A 16,928-nucleotide genomic window follows, 5' to 3' on the forward strand; every position below is an offset into this window, starting at 1 on the left:
TCGCTCGTTCACGCGTTCAGCCTTTCCACGACCTTCAGGAGGGCGGAGTGGTCGAGCGAGCCGTGGCCCTGCGCCCTGGCCGCGGCCACGAGCTGGGCGACCTGCCCGGTGAGCGGCAGGCTGACCCCGGCCTCGCGGGCGGCGGCGACGGCGATGCCCATGTCCTTGTGGTGCAGGTCGATCCGGAACCCGGGGTTGAACTCCCGCCTGACCATGGTGTGCCGCTTGAGCTCCAGGATCCTGGAGCCCGCCAGGCCGCCCGCGAGCACGTCCAGCCCCGCCAGGGGGTCCACGCCCGAGGCTTCGAGCAGCACGATCGCCTCCGACACCAGCCCGTAGATGCCGCCGACGACGAGTTGGTTGGCCGCCTTGACGGTCTGTCCCGCGCCGGCCGGGCCTACGTGCACGACGGTCGTGCCCAGGCTGCCCAGGACGGGCCCGGCCGCCTCGACGTCCTCGGCCGCCCCGCCCACCATGATCGACAGGGTGCCGTCGACGGCGCCGCGCTCGCCGCCGCTGACCGGGGCGTCCAGCGCCCGTACGCCGGCGGCCGCCGCCTCCTTGGCGACCCAGCGGGAGGTCTCGGGCTTGATGGTGCTCATGTCGATGTAGAGGAGGTTCGGGCGGCCGTACTCGATGACCAGCGGCGCGACCTCCTCCACCTGCGGCGAGTCGGGCAGCATCGTGATCACCGCCGCGGCGCCGCCGACGGCCTCGACCACGCTGGAGGCGCCCTTGCCGCCCAGGCCGACGAGTTGCTCGACCCGCTCTGTGCTCACGTCATAACCGGTCACGACATGTCCGGCTTTGAGGAGGTTGGCCGCCATCGGGCTGCCCATGATCCCCAAGCCGACGAACCCGATGTTCACGTCTGCCTCCAGTCGAAAGCGCCCGGCCCCTCGTGCCGGTACTCCAGGCCGACGTGGCCCTGATAGCCCGCCGCCGCCAGCCGGGCGAAGATCTCGTCGTACGGCATGCGCCCGCTGCCGGGGTGTCCCCTTCCGGGGTCGTCGGCGATCTGCACGTGACCGAACCTGGCGCTGTGCCGGTCGATGAGCTCCAGGACGTCCTCGCCCATCCGGTGCAGGTGGTAGAGGTCGGCCAGGAAGGCGACGTTCTCCCGGTCCACCTCGTCGATCAGCTCGAACGCCGCCCGCGACGACGTGATCGGATATTTCGGGTTCTCGTGGGAGTTGAGGGCTTCGACCACCACGGTCGCGCCGATCGAGGCCGCCGCGTCTGCCGCCCTGCGCAGGTTCGCCACGGCCAGGGCCCTGTCAGTGCCGGGGCCGGGGTCGGTGCCGGGGTCGTTGCCGTACAGGGCGTTGAGCACCCCGCAGCCGAGCTCGCCCGCCAGCCGCACCGCCACGTCGATGTTGGCCTGGAACCGGGCGGAGCCGTCCGGCCTGGCCAGCAGGCCGCGCTCGCCGGCGGCCATGTCGCCGGCGTCGAAGTTGAGGCCGGTCAGGCGCACCCCGGCGTCCTCGATCGCCTGCCGCAGCGCCCCCAGCTCCCTGTTCGAGGGCTCCGGCCCGTCGAACGGCCACCACAGCTCCACGGCGTCGAACCCCGCCTTGGCCGCCGCGGCGGGCCGCTCCAGCAGCGGCAGTTCCGTGAACAGGATGGACAGGTTGACGTCCAACCTCACGCCGCACCCCGCCGACTCAGGGCTGAGCGCATAAGGCGGGCGGTCTCGGACGGGGTGCGCCCGACGCGGACCCCGGCCGCCTCCAGCGCCTCCTTCTTGGCCTGGGCGGTGCCGGACGAGCCGGACACGATCGCGCCCGCGTGCCCCATCGTCCTGCCCTCCGGCGCGGTGAACCCGGCCACGTAGGCGACGACGGGCTTGGTGACGTTCGCGGCGATGTAGGCGGCGGCCCGCTCCTCGGCGTCGCCGCCGATCTCGCCGATCATGACGATGGCGTCCGTGCCGGGGTCGTCCTGGAACGCCTGGAGGCAGTCGATGTGGCTGGTCCCGACGACCGGGTCGCCGCCGATGCCGACCGCGGTGGAGAAGCCGAGATCGCGCAGCTCGTACATGAGCTGGTACGTCAGCGTGCCCGACTTCGACACCAGCCCGATGCGCCCGGCGGAGGTGATGTCGGCGGGGATGATCCCGGCGGAGGACCGCCCCGGGCTGATGAGCCCCGGGCAGTTCGGGCCGATGATCCGGGTACGGCCGTTCGCGAGGGCGCGGAAGCGCACCGCGTCGTGCACGGGGACGCCCTCGGTGATCACCACGCACAAGGGCACCCCGGCCTCGACCGCCTCCTCCACGGCCCGGCCGGTGAAGCGCGGCGGCACGAACACCACCGAGACGTCGGCCCCGGTCTCCCCCGCCGCCTCGGCCACGGACCCGAAGACGGGCACCGCGCGCTCGCCGAAGTCCACGGACCGGCCGCCCTTGCCGGGCGTCACCCCGGCCACGATGTCGGTGCCCGCGGCCAGCATGCGGGCGGTGTGCCTGGTGCCCTCCGCGCCGGTCATGCCCTGCACGAGCACCCGGCTGTCCTCGGTCAGAAAGATCGCCATCACGCACCTGCCGCGAGTCTGGCCGCCATCTCGGCGGCGCCGTCCATGGTGGAGACCTGCCGGACCGCCGGGTGCCGGGCGTCGCTGAGGATGCGCCTGCCCACCTCGGCGTTGTTGCCGTCCAGCCGTACGACGATGGGCCTGGCCAGGCCGCGCTCGCCGAGGAGCTCGAGTGCGGTGACGATGCCGCTGGCCACCGCGTCGCAGGCGGTGATGCCGCCGAAGACGTTGACCAGCACCGAACGCACGTCGGGGTCGGCGAGGATGATCTCCAGCCCGTCGGCCATGATCTTGGCGGACGCGCCTCCGCCGATGTCCAGGAAGTTCGCGGGGGCGGCCCCGGCGCCGGCGACCACGTCGAGCGTGCTCATGACCAGCCCGGCGCCGTTGCCGATCACGCCCACCCGGCCGTCGAGCTTGACGTAGTTCAGACCTTTGGCGCGGGCGCGGTCCTCCAGGCTGCCGGTGCCCTCCCCGTACTCCCAGGAGTGCCGGAAGGCGGAGTTGTCGTCCAGCGTGACCTTGCCGTCGAGGGCCACGATCCGCTGGTCGGTGGTGCAGATCAGCGGGTTCACCTCGACCAGCAGGGCGTCCTCCGCGACCAGGACCCGCCACAGCTTCTCCAGCACCTCGGCCGCCTGCTCGGGCAGCCCGGCCTTGGCCGCCAGCAGGCGCGCGGTGTCCGCGTCCACGCCCGTCACCGGGTCGACCGGCAGCTTCACCAGGGCGTCGGGGTCGGTGGCGGCCAGTTCCTCGATCTCCATGCCTCCCCGGCCGGACACCATCGCCAGGAAACCGCCCTCAGCCCGGTCGACGAGGAAAGCCGCGTAGTACTCCTCGAACGGCACGGTCGCCGTCTCCACCAGCACGCTGCGCGCGACGTGCCCCTTGATGTCCATCCCGATCACGCGCCCGGCCTCCGCCTCGGCGGTGACCGGCCCGGCCGCGGTCCTGATCCCGCCCGCCTTGCCGCGTCCGCCGGTCTTCACCTGGGCCTTGATGACGACGGGCGCGTTCAGCTCGGCCGCTATCGCGCGGGCCTCCGCCGGGGTGGCCGCGATCCTGCCTGCCGGGACGGGGATCCCGTGACGCCCGAAGAGCTCCTTCGCCTGGTACTCGTACAGGTCCATTCGAGCCTCCTTTGTAGACGGTATACCGTATGGAAAAACCCTCGTCTAGGGTCTCGACAGGCTCTCGTCTACTGGATATTCCATACAGTATGGAGAATGCAGTTAGAGACTGGCGCGGGCGCTCGTACCTCCCCGGACCCGTCCCCGCCGACCGCACGCGCATGTTCTGGCTGGCCTGGGGTGCCATGGCGGCGATCAGCCCGCTCCAGTACGGCTACGCCGCCCTCCTCGCCAAGGAGGCCACCGGGCTCACCCTCCTGGCCGTCTGGATCGCCTGCCAGGCCGCGGGCGCCCTCCCCGCGCTTCACCTGGTACGGCGGGGCCGCCTCGGCGTCCGTACCAGCCTGGCCGCGGGAGCCGCCCTGAGCTTCGCCGGCCTCGCCGCGGCGGCGCTCCCGTTGAGCGCCCCGGGCTCCTTCGTGGGGTACGCGCTCCTCGGCGGCCTGGGCGCGGGCCTGGTCTACGGAGTCTGCGGCGAGGTCGTCTCCTCCTGGTACCCGGAGCGGCCCGCCGCCCGGGTCGGCCTGATCACCGGCGCCTTCGGGTACGGCGCGGTGCCCCTGCTCGTCTGGGCCGGGCTCGCACCGGCGGCCACGTCCACCGCGTTCATGGTCGCCGCGGTCGTCGCCCTGGCCGTCATCGCGACCGCGGCCCGGCACCTGCGGCTGCCTCCCGCGCTGTGGTGGCCCGAGGACGTGGACCCGCGTTCGCACGCGCTGGACGCGGCGCGGCTGCGCACGACGCCGGAGGCGGCCCGGCAGTTCGGGCCGGCCCAGGCGCTGCGCACCCGCACGCTGCCGGCGCTGGCCCTGATCCTGACGTGCGCGGGCGCGGTGTCGGTCTTCGACGTGATCGTGGTGGCGGGCACCGGCTCCTGGGGCGCGCTGGCCGTCCTGGTGGCGCTGAACGGGGCCAGCCGGTCGGTGGCCGTGCGCTGCTCGGAGCTGTTCGGCCGCCGCCGCGTGCTCGCCGCCGTCCTGACCGCCCTCGCCACGGGCCAGGTGCTCCTCGCCACCGCCCTCACAACCACGCCACCGGGCTCCGCACCGGCCGGGACCGCGCTGCCGGGTTCTGGGCTGCCGGGTTCCGGGTTGTCCGGGACCCTGCCGGCTGAGCCGATGGCGGCTGGCGGGCCACTGTTGTGGCTCGGGGCCGTGGCGGCCGGGCTCGGGGGCGGGGCGTTCTACCCGCTGCTCGCCAGCCTGGTGCGGGAGTTCTTCGGGGTCGAGCGGGCGGGCGAGATCCACGCCGTCGTCTACAGCGCCAAGGCGCTGGCCGGAGCGGGGGCCGTCGCCCTGGCCCTGCTCGCCCTGAGCACCCCTGCGACCGCGCTCGCCGTAGCCGCCGCCCTGGCCGCCCTCCCTGCCCTGGCCATCCCCCGCCTGCGCATCCCCGGCCTCCCGTCCACCATCCCCGCATAACCCCCGCCTCCGGTGGCGGGGCGGTGCTTGGAGGGGCCGCGCCGGAGGTGGTGCGGGCGGGCCGTGGGGTGGGGTGACGGGTGGGGTGCGGTGGACGGGGGAAGAGGAAGCGCCTGTGATGAGACTCACGGCCAGGAGAGACCCCTGAACGGTATGCTGTAGGCAGTCGACGAAAAACCGTAACGCAGCCCTGGAGACGTGACCATGTTGCTGTCGGAACAGGCCGGTCAGGCGACGGCCGCCAAGATTCCCCGCCCTGCCACGCTCCGTGAGAGCGTTATCGAGGCTATCCAAGAGCTCATCGTCTCCGGGCAGCTCAAGCCGGGCCAGCACCTCGTGGAGAGCGAGCTGGCCGAGCTCCTCGGCGTGTCCAGGCAGCCGGTCCGCGAGGCGCTGCAGCAGCTCAGCGGCGAGGGCTGGGTCGACCTGTTCCCCGGCCAGGGCGCGTTCGTGCACGTCCCGACGGTCGAGGAGGCCGACCAGCTGCTGGCCGTGCGCACGCTGCTGGAGACCGAGTCCGCGAGGCTGGCCGCCAAGCACGCGGGCGAGGACGGCGTCAAGCGGCTGCGCGCCCTGTGCGCGCGGGGCATCGCGGCGGTGGAGGCCGACGACGTCGACTCCGCCGTGGCGACCAACTCCGAGCTGCACGCCCTGGTGACCGCCCTGTCGGGCAACCAGGTCCTCTCGGAGCTGGCCAGCCAGGTGGCCAGGCGGGTGCGGTGGTACCACACGCCGGTGGCCCGCCAGCGCGGCATGGCCTCGTGGGAGGAGCACACCTCGCTGATCGACGCCATCGAGGCGGGCGACGAGCGGCGGGCGGCCAAGATCATGCGCGAGCACACCGAGCACACCCGCGCCTCGTACATGGCTCAGCGCGAGCAGGAGCCGGTGCAGCCGGCGCCCAAGCCGGTGCGCAGGCGCCGGACGCGGCAGCCGGGTTGATCCGGCGTTCACAAGAGACCACATGCTCCGAAACACCTCGGGTAGAGGATGGAGCCGACAAATCAGGAGGTGCGTGACCATGAAGGCGTTCATCCGCTTTCTCCTCGGTGATCCCCCGGGTCAGGCAGCGGACGGCCGGACGATCGGCCTGGGCCTGAGCACAGCTCTCAAGAAGCACTACTCCGCCGACGAAGCGGACCGCTACCTGCGCGAGTGGGCCGCCGCGGAGCACGACGTACACGACAGCCCGCGTCACTGAGCAGAGCGCCCCGCTGAGGAGCCGCGGCAGGGACGATCGTCCCGATGCCGCGGCGTGGTCAGCGCTCCGCGGGTTCGGGCTCCACCTCCTCCGAGGCCGAGGCGGACGCCTTCGCGTCGCGGGCCGACTTGATGAGGCTCAGCACCGTGGTGACGGCGAGGGTGCCGACGATGACGCCGAGGGAGACCAGGATCGGGATCTCCGGCGCCCACGACACGCCGTCGTGATGCAGGGCTTCGAGGATCAGCTTCACGCCGATGAAGGCCAGCACCACCGACAGCCCCTTGCTCAGGTAGATGAGCCGGTCGAGCAGCCCGCCGATGAGGAAGAAGAGCTGGCGCAGCCCCATGAGGGCGAAGGCGTTGGCGGTGAAGACCAGGTACGGCTCCTTGGTGAGGCCGAAGATGGCCGGGATGGAGTCGAGCGCGAAGAGCAGGTCGGTGGTCCCGATGGCGACCATGACGATCAGCATCGGGGTGACCATCCTGCGGCCGAGGTGCACGGTCAGCCGGGCGCCGTGATAGGTGTCCGTGGTCGGGAGCACCCGGCGCACGGCGCGCAGGGCGATGTTCTCGGAGAACTCCGCCTCGTCGTCCTCGCCGCCCATCAGCTTCCACGCGGTGTAGACGAGGAAGGCGCCGAACACGTAGAAGAGCCAGTCGAACCTGGCCACCGCGCCCGCGCCGGCCGCGATGAACGCGCCGCGCATCCCCAGGGCCAGGATGATGCCGATGAGCAGCACCTTCTGGCGGTACTCCCGGGGCACCTGGAAGCGGCTCATGATCAGCAGGAAGACGAAGAGGTTGTCCACGCTGAGCGAGTACTCGGTGATCCAGCCGGCGAAGAACTCGCCGCCGTGCGCGGGGCCCGACAGCAGCAGGAGTCCCACGCCGAAGGCCGCGGCCAGGGCGACGTAGAACGAGACCCAGGCCACGCACTCCTTCATGGACGGCTCGTGCGGCCTCCTGGCGACGAGCCAGAAGTCCACCGCGAGCACGACCACGAAACCGGCGATCGTGGCCAGCCAGATCCAGGCGGGCAGGTTCACCGGCGGGCCCCCTTCCGCGCGCGCAGCATCCCGGCGTGCCGGACGTAGAGGCCGAGCAGGTCCTTGGCCAGCGGGTTGGCGGCGGCGCGGCGGATCAGCCAGTGCGGCATGATCCGCTCGTGCAGCCAGACGAAGCCGATCGCGAAGCCGAGGCTCACCATCGCCTGGTACGCCAGGAACGGCAGCACGCCGTCGGCCAGGCCGATCCCGACCAGGCTCTCCTGCGCGAGCCGGGACACGGGGAAGGCCGCCACCCAGTAAAGGCCGACCGGCCCGAAGGTCCCCGGGCGGAACACGCCGTGGCCGAGCAGCACGCCGTACAGGCCGCCGAAGAGGGCGAGCGGCACGGCGAGCGACAGGGCCGACAGCGCGGCCATCCCGGTGGACTGCCCCGCGAGCAGGGTCAGCCCACCGGCCATGGCTCCGGCGACGGCTCCGATAGACGCCCCTGGCAGGGCGAGTTCGAGGCTGTGCCGTCCGTCCATCAGCCCACGACCACGCCGAAGGCGAACAGGCTGTAGAACAGCATCCCCAGGTAGAACAGCGCGCCGAAGCCGATGATGACGTTCGTCCACCACTTGGGCCTGATCGGTTTGGGCAGCATGCGGTTGTTCACCAGGAGCAGGGTCACGCAGTACGCCCCCATCGCGAACGTCGACAGGAACGCCAGCGTGTCCAGGATCCCGCTCGGCCCGTCGGCCGGCCCGAACAGCAGGATCAGGATGCCGAAGAGGATCACGCCCCAGAGGAAGACCCCGTACAGGCGCGACATGCCCAGCTTCTTCGCCCTGGGCACGAAGTGGTACGTCATGTCAGCCTGGCCCCGGGAGAACGAGTCGAACAGCCCCAGGGTGGCGTTCAGGCCGATCAGCGCGATGAACCCGAGGAAGACCGCCCCGAGCACCGAGCTGCCCGCCGAGGAGACGGCGTTGGACATGGCCGTGAGCGCCACCTCGCGGTCGTCGCCCTGGATGACCGCGCGCACGCCCGGGTTGATCCGCACGGCCGACTGCGCGATCACCGTGAACGAGATCGTCACCAGCATGGTGATGCCCCAGAACAGCAGCAGCGCGTCGAACGTGACCCAGCGCCGCCACCCCTTCCACTTGGCCATCTCGGCCGGGTCCTCGGTGTCGAACATGAACCCGCGCGCGGGCATCTCCTCTTCCTGGCCTGCGTGCCGCAGCCCGCGGATCTGCGGGATGTGCGCGCCCATGCCGGCCCCGGAGTCACGCAGGTGCAGCGTGTACCACATCTGCTGCATGCCGGAGGGCCCGGCGAAGGCGCACGCCCCCACGATGACGGGGAACCAGGCCGCCGACATGGCCTCCGACGGGAAGTAGCCGAAGGAGAACATGCCCGTGAGCGTGGAGGCCACATCGGCCCAGGAGCCGACCATGGCTGCGACCACCGCCGTGCCGACCACGAGCGTGCCGATGAGCAGCGACAGCACGTTCTCCAGCACGTTGTAGATCACCTTGGCCAGGCTGAACACCACGCCGACCAGGATGAGCCCGATGATGGCGGTCACCATCCATGGAATGCCGGTGATCTCCTCGAACGCCGCCGCTCCCGCCGACAGGTGTCCCGGCCAGATGTAGACGGCGATGGCCACGACGAAGAAGAACCACATCAGCGGCTTGAACACCCGGGCCGCGCCGGAGAAGATGCTCTCCCCGGTCGCCATGGCGTAACGCGCCATCTCCAGCATCACGAAGGCCTGCAGCGTGACGCCGATCAGGAACAGCCACCTGATCTCGGGCCCGAACAGCAGCACCAGCCTGGGCCACATGTACGACTCGCCCATGCCCACGCCCAGCGCGACGAGGAAGACCGTCGGCCCGAGAATGTGCACCGACGGAGGCGCGTCGGGCAGCTTCCTGATGGGCATCGGCGCGAGCCGGCCCGCTTTCCATACTCGTTCGTCCTCGACCGGCGGCGTGGCCGTCGCCGGTGGTGTTTTCGATGTGTCCACCTACGGACCTCCTGGGGGGTTGTTACTTCCTCGTGCGCCCCGAATAGCCCCCTTCACCCGACACAGCGCTCATGGTCGCGACCGCTTCGGGACTCGTTGGCTTCGTCCCTCGCTCTCTCGCCCCGAGCGCCTTCGCTCTGCTGCGCTCGGCTCTTAGCGCAGCAGTCCGGCAGCCCTGGCCCAGCGGTATTTCGCGCCGAGGACCGCCACGGGCTTCTCCGTCGTGTACGGGTACGCGACCACGCCGTGCTCGAACAGGTATTCGCTGGCCTCCTCTACCTCGGTGTCGCCGGCGAGTGACGCCACCACCGGCTTGACGTTGCCCTTCGCCCGCTCCTCCGCCACCACGCGGGCGATGAGCTCGGCGAAGACCATCGGCGGCGTCACGATCGTGTGCCAGTAGCCCAGGACGAGGGCGTGGATGCGCTCGTCGGCCAGGCCGAGGCGGACCGTGTTCTCGTAGGTCGAGGGTGGTTCGCCGCCGGTGATGTCGATGGGGTTGCCCGCCGCGCCGAACGGCGGGATGTAGGCGCGGAAGGCCGCGTCCAGGTCGGGCGGGATGTCCATGAGCGTCAGCCCGGCGTCCACGATGGCGTCCGACAGCAGCACGCCCGAGCCACCCGCGCCGGTGATGATGACGACGTTCTCACCCTCGGGCGCGGGCATGATCGGCAACGCGCGGGCGTATTCGAGCATGTCGTTGAGCCCCGGCGCGCGCACGACCCCGGCCTGCCGCAGGATGTCGTCGTACACCTTGTCGTCGCCCGCCAGCGCGCCCGTGTGGGAGCCCGCCGCCCGCGCGCCCATCGCGGTGCGGCCGGCCTTGAGCACGATGACCGGCTTCTGCCTGACGACCCGGCGCGCGGCCTCGACGAAGCCGCGGCCGTCCTTGAGGTCCTCCAGGTGCATGGCGACGGCCTTGGTGTTGTCGTCCTGCTCGAAGAAGGTCAGCAGGTCGTCCTCGTCCACGTCGGCCTTGTTGCCGACGCCGACGATGGCCGAGACGCCCATCTTGGTGGTGCGGCTGAAGCCCAGGATGGCCATGCCGATGCCGCCGCTCTGCGAGGTCAGCGCCACGCTGCCCTTGACGTCGTACGGGGTGCAGAACGTCGCGCAGAGGTTCTCCGGCGTGTAGTAGTAGCCGTAGATGTTGGGCCCGAGCATGCGCACGCCGTGCCTGCGCGCGATCTCGACGATCTCCTTCTGGCCCTCGACGTTCCCCGTCTCGGCGAAGCCCGACGGGATCATGATCGCGCCCGCCACGCCCTTCCGCCCGGCCTCCTCCAGCGCCGGCGCCACGAACTTGGCGGGGATCGCGAACACGGCCACGTCCACGTCGCCGGGCACGTCCGAGATGCTCTTGTACGCGGTCAGCCCCATGATCTCGTCGGCCTTGGGGTTGATCGGAAGGATCTGCCCCTGGTAGCCGCCGTTGATGAGGTTGCGCATGACCGAGTTGCCGATCTTGCCGGTCTCGGCGGAGGCACCGATCACGGCCACCGCGCGCGGTTTGAAGATGCGCGTCATCTGCCGGAGGATCTCCTCCCGCGACAGGCGGGGGACCTCGGCGGGCTTGTCGCCGATGAGGATGCGCACGTCGGCGGCCACCGCCCCGTTCGCGTCGGCGAAGACGGGGTTGAGGTCCACCTCGACGATCTCGGGGAAGTCGGTGACCAGCCGGCCGACGCGCTCGATCAGCTCCGCCAGCGCATGGCGGTCGGCGGGCTCGGCCCCCCGGGCACCACGGAGCACTTCTGCCGCCCTGATGTCGTCCAGCATCCCAAGCGCATCTTCCCCCGAGACGGGGGCGAGCCGGAAGGTCACATCCTTGAGTACCTCGACCAGGACGCCGCCCAGCCCGAACGCGATGACCTTGCCGAACGTGGGGTCGGTGACGGCGCCGACGATGACCTCGTGGCCACCGCCGACGAGCTGCTGCACCTGGACGCCGTCGATGGTGGCGTCGGCGTTGTAGGCGCGGGCGTTGGCGAGGATCGTGTCGTGGCCCGCGCGGACCTCCTCCGCGTTCTTCAGGCCGACCAGCACGCCGCCCGCGTCCGTCTTGTGCAGGATGTCCGGGGAGACGATCTTCAGGACGACCGGGAGGCCGATGCGCTCGGCGATGGCGACCGCCTCGTCGGCCGAGGTGGCCAGGCCCTCGCCGGGGGTGGCGATGCCGTACTCCTCGCAGATCCTGCGACCCTCGGGAGCCGTCAGGGCCGTGCGCCCCTCGGCGAGCGCCTTCTCGATGACTTCGCGGACTGCGCCCATGGTCGCGCTCCCTACGGGCCCTGCCTGGTTACGCTGGAGGCTGCCGCTGTCGGGCCCTACTCGCCGCTCCACTTAGATGACTCCGTTCGTCTTGAGTTCGGCCAGCTCGTCCGCGCCGACGCCGAGCTCGCCGTAGATCTCCTGGTTGTGCTCGCCGAGCAGGGGCGGGGTGCGGACGTCGACCGGCGAGTCCGACAGCTGCAGCGGGCTGCCCACGGTCACGAACTCGCCGCGCTGCGGATGGTCGACCGTGACGACGATGCCCTCCTCGCGCAGGCTCTCGTCCTGGGCCAGCTCCTTGGTGGACAGGATCGGCCCGCACGGGATGTTCTCGGCGTTGAGCCGGTCGAGGACCGTCCACTTGTCGTGGCGGATCGTCCACTCCTCAATGAGCTGGAACATCTTGTCCAGCTTCGGCAGCCGCGCCTCCGGCGTCGCCCACTCGGGGTCCTCGGCCAGCTCGGGACGGCCGATGATGGCCGAGACCGGCTTCCAGCCGACCGGCTGCACGATCACGTAGATGTAGTCGTTGGGACCGCCGGGCGCGCAGCGCACCGCCCAGCCGGGCTGGCCGCCGCCGCTGGCGTTGCCCGAGCGGGGCACCTCGTCGCCGAACGTCCTGTTCGGGTACTCGCGCAGCGGCCCGTGCGTCAGGCGCTGCTGGTCGCGGAGCTTGACGCGGCACAGGTTCAGCACGGCGTGCTGCATGGCCACCTGTACGCGCTGCCCCCGGCCGCTCTGCTCGCGCTGGTAGAGGGCGGCCAGGATGCCGGCGACCGCGTGGATGCCGGTGCCCGAGTCGCCGATCTGCGCCCCGGTGGCCAGCGGCGGGCCCTCCTCGAAGCCGGTGGTGCTCATCGAGCCGCCCATGGCCTGGGCGATCACCTCGTACGCCTTGAACTTGGCGTACCTGCCGGTGCCGAAGCCCTTGATCGAGGCGTAGATCAGGCGCGGGTTGAGCTCCTGGAGGCGGTCCCAGGTGAAGCCCATGCGGTCGACCGCGCCCGGGCCGAAGTTCTCGACCAGGATGTCGGCGCTCTTCACCAGCTCAGTGAAGATCTCCTTGCCGCGCTCGCTCTTCATGTTGAGGGTGATGCTGCGCTTGTTGCAGTTGAGCATCGTGAAATAGAGGCTGTCGACGTCCGGGAGATCGCGGAGCTGCTGCCGGGTGATGTCGCCGGTCGGGGCCTCCAGCTTGACGACGTCCGCGCCCAGCCAGGCGAGCAGCTGGGTGCAGGACGGGCCCGACTGGACGTGGGTCATGTCGAGGACGCGGACACCTTCGAGAGCCTTCATCTTGGCGTATCCCCTAACTTCGTCCGCCTACTTGTACATCGTCTGATTCATGGTTCCGGGGGCGTAGACCTCGGGATCGACCCACACGTTGATCAGCGAGGGCTTGCCCGACTCCCTGGCCCGCTCCAGCGCGGGGCGGATCTCGGCCGGGTCGCGCACCTCCTCGCCGTGGCCGCCGAGCAGCTTGGCGAAGTCGCCGTAGCGGATGTCGCCGAGGGTGTTGCCGACGCGGGCGCGGTCCTCGCCGTACTTGGCGGCCTGGCCGTACCTGATCTGGTTCATGGACGAGTTGTTGCCGATGACCCCGATGAACGGCAGGTCGAAGCGGACCATGGTCTCGAAGTCCCAGCCGGTCAGGCTGAAGGCGCCGTCGCCGAACAGGCACAGCACCTCCTTGTCGCGCCGCGCCTGCTTGGCCGCCATCGCGAACGCCATGCCGACGCCGAGCGTGCCGAGCGGGCCCGGGTCCATCCAGTGGCCGGGCGACTTGGGCTGCACGACCTGGCCCGAGAAGGTGACGATGTCGCCGCCGTCGCCGATGTAGATGGAGTCCTCGGTGAGGAACTCGTTGATCTCGTGGACCAGGCGGTAGGGGTCTATGGGCTGGGCGTCGGAGAGCTGGCGCGGCAGGCGCTTCTCGTACGCCTGGGTCTCGACCGCGCGCAGCTCGTCCATCCACTCCTTGCGCCTGGCGGCCGCGTTCTCGACCCGGCCGCTGGCGGCCTGGGCGACCGCCGCGAGGACGAGGCCGGCGTCGCCCACGATCCCGAGGTCGATGTCGCGGTTCTTGCCGACGGTGCGGTAGTCGAGGTCGATCTGGACGACGGCGGCGGTCGGCGACAGGCGCTTGCCGTAGCCCATCCGGAAGTCGAACGGGGTGCCGACGATGATGATCAGGTCGGCGTTGGTGAAGGCGTACCTGCGGCTGAGCTGGAAGTGGTGCGGGTCGCCTGGCGGGAGCGTGCCGCGGCCCGAGCCGTTCATGTACGCGGGCACGTTCAGGGCGCGGACGAAGTCGATCGCGGAGTCGGTGGCCCGGCACGTCCACACCTGGCTCCCGAGCAGGATGCACGGCTTCTCCGCGTGCGCCAGCATGTCGGCCAGCCGCTCGATCGCCTCGGGGTCGCCCTGCTGGCGGGTGGAGGCCCGGTAGTGGCCCGCCTTGGGGAGGCGCGCCTTCTCCAAGGGGACCTTCGCGTCGAGCACGTCGCGCGGGATCTCCAGGAATGACGGGCCCGGCGCGCCGTGGTAGCACTCGCGGAAGGCCATCGACACGATGTCCGCCACCCGCTCCGTGCTGGGCACCGTGGCCGCGAACTTGGTGATCGGGGTCATCATGTCCACGTGCGGCAGGTCCTGCAGCGAGCCCATCTTGTGCTGGCTCAGCGCTCCCTGGCCGCCGATGAGCAGCATGGGGCTCTCCGCGCGGAAGGCGTTGGCCACGCCGGTGACCGCGTCGGTCGTGCCCGGTCCGGCGGTGACCACCGCGCAACCGGGCTTGCCGGTGATGCGCGCGTACCCGTCGGCCGCGTGCGCCGCCACCTGCTCGTGGCGTACGTCGATGACCTCGATGCCCTCATCGACGCAGCCGTCGTAGATATCGATGATGTGGCCACCGCAGAGCGTGTAGATCACGTCCACGCCCTCGGCTTTGAGTGCCTTGGCTACGAGATGACCACCAGAGATCGTTTCCGACATCATGCCACCCTTTCCGGCGTCGGCTGTCTTCCGCATACTGCATACCGTATGACCGCAATGGTTACTCCCTCCCGTTCGGCCTGTCTAGCCCCCAGGAGGCAACTCGATCAGCTCGACCTGCTCACCGGCCCACCCCGGCGGGACGACGGCCAGCGCGTCGGCCAGCGCCGCCCCCCACAGCGAACCCGGCCGGTCGTGCCCCACCGGCACCGCGCCCCGGCCCGACCTCCTGACCGGCACGAGCCGCGTGTCGCGCGGATGCGCCCGCACCGCTCCGGCCAGCGACGACGTCTCCGCGTGGACCGGGGTTCCGGCCAGCTCGCGCAGGATGGGCGCGAGCAGCGTGAGGGCCGCGCCGAGCGCCGCGAACGGGTTCCCCGGCAGCCCGACGACCGGCGGCCCGCCCGGCAGCCGGGCCAGGAGCTGCGGGTGCCCGGGCCGCACGGCGACGCCGTCGACGAGCACGTCGGCGCCGAGGTCGTCGAGCACGGCCCGGAGGTGGTCGGCGGGCCCCTTGGACGAGGCGCCGCACACGACGACCACGTCCGCCGCCGCCCCGGCCGCCAGCGCGGCGCGGAGCGCTTCCGGGCCGTCGGGGAGCCGGTCCGTGCTCGTCACCCGGCCGCCGGCCCACGCCGCCAGCCCCGGCAGGAACGGGCCGATGGCGTCGCGCACCCGGCCCGGCGCGGGAAGGCCCTCGTGCACGACCTCGTCCCCGGTGATCAGCACCGCCACGCGGGGGCGGGGCCGTACCAGCAGCTCGTCGTGGCCGAGCGCGGCGGCCAGCCCGAGCGCCGCCGGGGTCGCCGTCGCACCCGCGCCGAGCACGACCGCGCCCTCGGCGATGTCCTCGCCCCGCCGCCGGATGTGCCGCCCGGCCTCGGCGGCGCCGCTCACCTGGGCCCCGTCCACCGCCGCCCGCTCGTAGGGCAGCACCGCCGACGCCCCCGCGGGCGTCGGAGCGCCGGTGGCGATCTCGACCGCCTCCCCCGGCCGCAGCTCGTCCGCGTAGCAGGCGCCACCGGCCAGGACTCGCCCCGTCACGCGCCACGGCCCGGCGCCGGCCACCGCGTAGCCGGCCACCGCGTAGCCGTCCATCGCCGCCACGTCCACCCCGGGCACCGCCACCAGCGCCGTCAAGGGCGCGGCGAGCGGGCGGCCGAGCGCGTCGGCGAGCGGCACCCAGGCAGGCTCGAGCGGGACCACCGAGCCCGCCGCAAGGGCCCTCGCCGAGGCCCATGACATTGCTTCCACTACTGGATCATCACGCAAAACGGTCACAGGCATGCTCCTTGACCCGCGTTTTTCCATACTGTATACCGAATGCAAATCCGACGCGAGAACGGAGCGCAGCATGAAGGTCGCTGTTCTTGGCGCCGGCGCCATCGGCGCATACGTGGGTGCCGCCCTCCACCGGACGGGAGTCGAGGTGCACCTCATCGCGAGAGGCGAGCACCTGCAGGCGATACGCCGCGCCGGTGTGCGGGTGCTCACCCCCAGAGGCGACTTCACCGCCCATCCCCATGCCACCGACGACCCCACCCAGGTCGGCCCGGTGGACCACGTCTTCCTGGGCCTCAAGGCGAACAGCTACGCCTCGGCGGGCCCCATGATCAGGCCGCTCCTGCACGAGGCCACGAGCATCATCGCCGCGCAGAACGGCATCCCGTGGTGGTACTTCCACGGGCTCAAGGGCCCCCACGAGGGCTATCGCATCGAGAGCGTCGACCCGGACGGCACGGTCACGGCCGCACTGCCCCTGCACCGGGCTGTCGGCTGCGTCGTGTACGCGGCCACCGAGATCGAACGGCCCGGCGTGATCCGCCATCTGGAGGGCACCCGCTTCTCCATCGGCGAGCCGGACGGCCGGCTGACCGAGCGGTGCGCCGCCTTCAGCCAGGCCGCGATAGAAGGCGGGCTGAAGTGCCCGGTGGAGCGCGACCTGCGCAAGGACGTGTGGATCAAGCTCATGGGCAACATCGCCTTCAACCCGATCAGCGCGCTGGCCAGGGCGACGATGGCCGGGATCTGCCGCCACGACGGCGCCAGGGAGCTGGTCGTGGCCATGATGCGGGAGACCGTCGAGGTGGCCAGGAGGGTCGGCTGCGACCCGGGGATCTCGATCGAGCGCCGCCTGAAGGGAGCGGAGAAGGCCGGCGAGCACAAGACCTCCACGCTGCAGGACCTGGAGAAGGGCAAGCCGCTGGAGCTGGACGTGCTGCTCGCGGCGGTGGTCGAGCTGGCCGACCTCACCGGCGCCGAGGTGCCGACGTTGCGTGCGATCCACGCGATAAGCGATCTCCTCAACGCCAACCTTGTCCGCGCCGGTTAGTGGGGAATACCGTAGCCTGTATAC

At 71.3% G+C, this 16,928-nt stretch carries 15 protein-coding genes; 4 read left to right on the forward strand and 11 right to left on the reverse strand.

Annotation, left to right across the window (positions count from 1 at the left end; translation table 11 throughout):
- Positions 1-8 precede the first annotated feature (8 nt).
- From ACIBQ1_RS06130 to sucC, 4 genes are read right to left on the reverse strand one after another with little or no spacing between them, the layout of a single operon-like run.
- Positions 9-869, reverse strand: a complete 861-nt coding sequence (locus ACIBQ1_RS06130) for an NAD(P)-dependent oxidoreductase (RefSeq protein WP_397274897.1) — start codon at positions 867-869, stop codon at positions 9-11.
- Positions 866-1,648 carry a hydroxypyruvate isomerase family protein gene (locus ACIBQ1_RS06135; protein ID WP_397274898.1) on the reverse strand — a complete coding sequence of 261 codons (783 nt, stop codon included), beginning with the start codon at positions 1,646-1,648 and terminating at the stop codon, positions 866-868. Before ACIBQ1_RS06135 ends, ACIBQ1_RS06130 begins: the two co-directional genes overlap by 4 nt.
- Entirely contained in the window at positions 1,645-2,532 is an 888-nt protein-coding gene (gene sucD / locus ACIBQ1_RS06140; RefSeq protein WP_397274899.1) for a succinate--CoA ligase subunit alpha, read from the reverse strand. The genes ACIBQ1_RS06135 and sucD overlap by 4 nt, the downstream gene beginning before the upstream one ends.
- Entirely contained in the window at positions 2,532-3,662 is a 1,131-nt protein-coding gene (gene sucC, locus ACIBQ1_RS06145; RefSeq protein WP_397274900.1) for an ADP-forming succinate--CoA ligase subunit beta, read from the reverse strand. The genes sucD and sucC overlap by 1 nt, the downstream gene beginning before the upstream one ends.
- Before the next feature lie 89 nt (positions 3,663-3,751).
- Here sucC and ACIBQ1_RS06150 point away from each other — a divergent pair, with 89 nt between their 5' ends.
- The 3 genes from ACIBQ1_RS06150 to ACIBQ1_RS06160 all read left to right on the forward strand — a co-directional run bounded on the left by ACIBQ1_RS06150 (position 3,752) and on the right by ACIBQ1_RS06160 (position 6,284).
- On the forward strand, positions 3,752-5,083 hold the full coding sequence (locus ACIBQ1_RS06150; RefSeq protein WP_397274901.1) for a hypothetical protein: 1,332 nt from the start codon (positions 3,752-3,754) through the stop codon (positions 5,081-5,083).
- Between the two features lie 204 nt (positions 5,084-5,287).
- A complete protein-coding gene (locus tag ACIBQ1_RS06155) occupies positions 5,288-6,025 on the forward strand; it encodes a GntR family transcriptional regulator (protein WP_397275539.1) in 738 nt (245 codons plus the stop codon).
- 79 nt (positions 6,026-6,104) lie between these two features.
- Positions 6,105-6,284: a hypothetical protein gene (locus ACIBQ1_RS06160; protein ID WP_397274902.1), complete on the forward strand. Its 180-nt coding sequence runs from the start codon at positions 6,105-6,107 to the stop codon at positions 6,282-6,284.
- 58 nt (positions 6,285-6,342) lie between these two features.
- Here the strand turns inward: ACIBQ1_RS06160 and ACIBQ1_RS06165 are convergent, their stop codons facing one another.
- The 7 genes from ACIBQ1_RS06165 to ACIBQ1_RS06195 form a co-directional block, all read right to left on the reverse strand.
- Positions 6,343-7,332, reverse strand: a complete 990-nt coding sequence (locus ACIBQ1_RS06165) for a TerC family protein (protein WP_397274903.1) — start codon at positions 7,330-7,332, stop codon at positions 6,343-6,345.
- Positions 7,329-7,817: a hypothetical protein gene (locus tag ACIBQ1_RS06170; RefSeq protein ID WP_397274904.1), complete on the reverse strand. Its 489-nt coding sequence runs from the start codon at positions 7,815-7,817 to the stop codon at positions 7,329-7,331. Before ACIBQ1_RS06170 ends, ACIBQ1_RS06165 begins: the two co-directional genes overlap by 4 nt.
- On the reverse strand, positions 7,817-9,307 hold the full coding sequence (locus tag ACIBQ1_RS06175) for an Nramp family divalent metal transporter (protein ID WP_397274905.1): 1,491 nt from the start codon (positions 9,305-9,307) through the stop codon (positions 7,817-7,819). The genes ACIBQ1_RS06170 and ACIBQ1_RS06175 overlap by 1 nt, the downstream gene beginning before the upstream one ends.
- A 153-nt stretch (positions 9,308-9,460) precedes the next feature.
- A complete protein-coding gene (locus ACIBQ1_RS06180) occupies positions 9,461-11,578 on the reverse strand; it encodes an acetate--CoA ligase family protein (RefSeq protein ID WP_397274906.1) in 2,118 nt (705 codons plus the stop codon).
- Positions 11,579-11,650: 72 nt separating this feature from the next.
- Positions 11,651-12,874 (reverse strand): formyl-CoA transferase, encoded by a 1,224-nt coding sequence (gene frc, locus ACIBQ1_RS06185; protein WP_397274907.1) that lies wholly within the window; start codon positions 12,872-12,874, stop codon positions 11,651-11,653.
- A gap of 27 nt (positions 12,875-12,901) precedes the next feature.
- Entirely contained in the window at positions 12,902-14,608 is a 1,707-nt protein-coding gene (locus tag ACIBQ1_RS06190; protein ID WP_397274908.1) for a thiamine pyrophosphate-binding protein, read from the reverse strand.
- 48 nt (positions 14,609-14,656) lie between these two features.
- Positions 14,657-15,859: a molybdopterin-binding protein gene (locus ACIBQ1_RS06195; protein WP_397274909.1), complete on the reverse strand. Its 1,203-nt coding sequence runs from the start codon at positions 15,857-15,859 to the stop codon at positions 14,657-14,659.
- 67 nt (positions 15,860-15,926) lie between these two features.
- Between ACIBQ1_RS06195 and ACIBQ1_RS06200 the strand changes: the two genes are divergently transcribed.
- Positions 15,927-16,904 carry a 2-dehydropantoate 2-reductase gene (locus ACIBQ1_RS06200; RefSeq protein ID WP_397274910.1) on the forward strand — a complete coding sequence of 326 codons (978 nt, stop codon included), beginning with the start codon at positions 15,927-15,929 and terminating at the stop codon, positions 16,902-16,904.
- Positions 16,905-16,928: the final 24 nt, after the last annotated feature.

Origin of the sequence: Nonomuraea sp. NPDC050153 (assembly GCF_044460125.1) — a bacterium.
Lineage (GTDB): Bacteria > Actinomycetota > Actinomycetes > Streptosporangiales > Streptosporangiaceae > Nonomuraea.

Excerpts from the sequence above, each read along its gene's own strand:
- ACIBQ1_RS06150 (WP_397274901.1), top strand. The coding sequence starts at position 3,752 with ATGGAGAATGCAGTTAGAGACTGGCGCGGGCGCTCGTACCTCCCCGGA.
- ACIBQ1_RS06195 (WP_397274909.1), bottom strand. The coding sequence starts at position 15,859 with ATGCCTGTGACCGTTTTGCGTGATGATCCAGTAGTGGAAGCAATGTCA.
- sucC (WP_397274900.1), bottom strand. The coding sequence starts at position 3,662 with ATGGACCTGTACGAGTACCAGGCGAAGGAGCTCTTCGGGCGTCACGGG.
- ACIBQ1_RS06160 (WP_397274902.1), top strand. The coding sequence starts at position 6,105 with ATGAAGGCGTTCATCCGCTTTCTCCTCGGTGATCCCCCGGGTCAGGCA.
- ACIBQ1_RS06155 (WP_397275539.1), top strand. The coding sequence starts at position 5,288 with ATGTTGCTGTCGGAACAGGCCGGTCAGGCGACGGCCGCCAAGATTCCC.
- ACIBQ1_RS06180 (WP_397274906.1), bottom strand. The coding sequence starts at position 11,578 with ATGGGCGCAGTCCGCGAAGTCATCGAGAAGGCGCTCGCCGAGGGGCGC.
- ACIBQ1_RS06200 (WP_397274910.1), top strand. The coding sequence starts at position 15,927 with ATGAAGGTCGCTGTTCTTGGCGCCGGCGCCATCGGCGCATACGTGGGT.
- sucD (WP_397274899.1), bottom strand. The coding sequence starts at position 2,532 with ATGGCGATCTTTCTGACCGAGGACAGCCGGGTGCTCGTGCAGGGCATG.
- frc (WP_397274907.1), bottom strand. The coding sequence starts at position 12,874 with ATGAAGGCTCTCGAAGGTGTCCGCGTCCTCGACATGACCCACGTCCAG.
- ACIBQ1_RS06170 (WP_397274904.1), bottom strand. The coding sequence starts at position 7,817 with ATGGACGGACGGCACAGCCTCGAACTCGCCCTGCCAGGGGCGTCTATC.
- ACIBQ1_RS06190 (WP_397274908.1), bottom strand. The coding sequence starts at position 14,608 with ATGCGGAAGACAGCCGACGCCGGAAAGGGTGGCATGATGTCGGAAACG.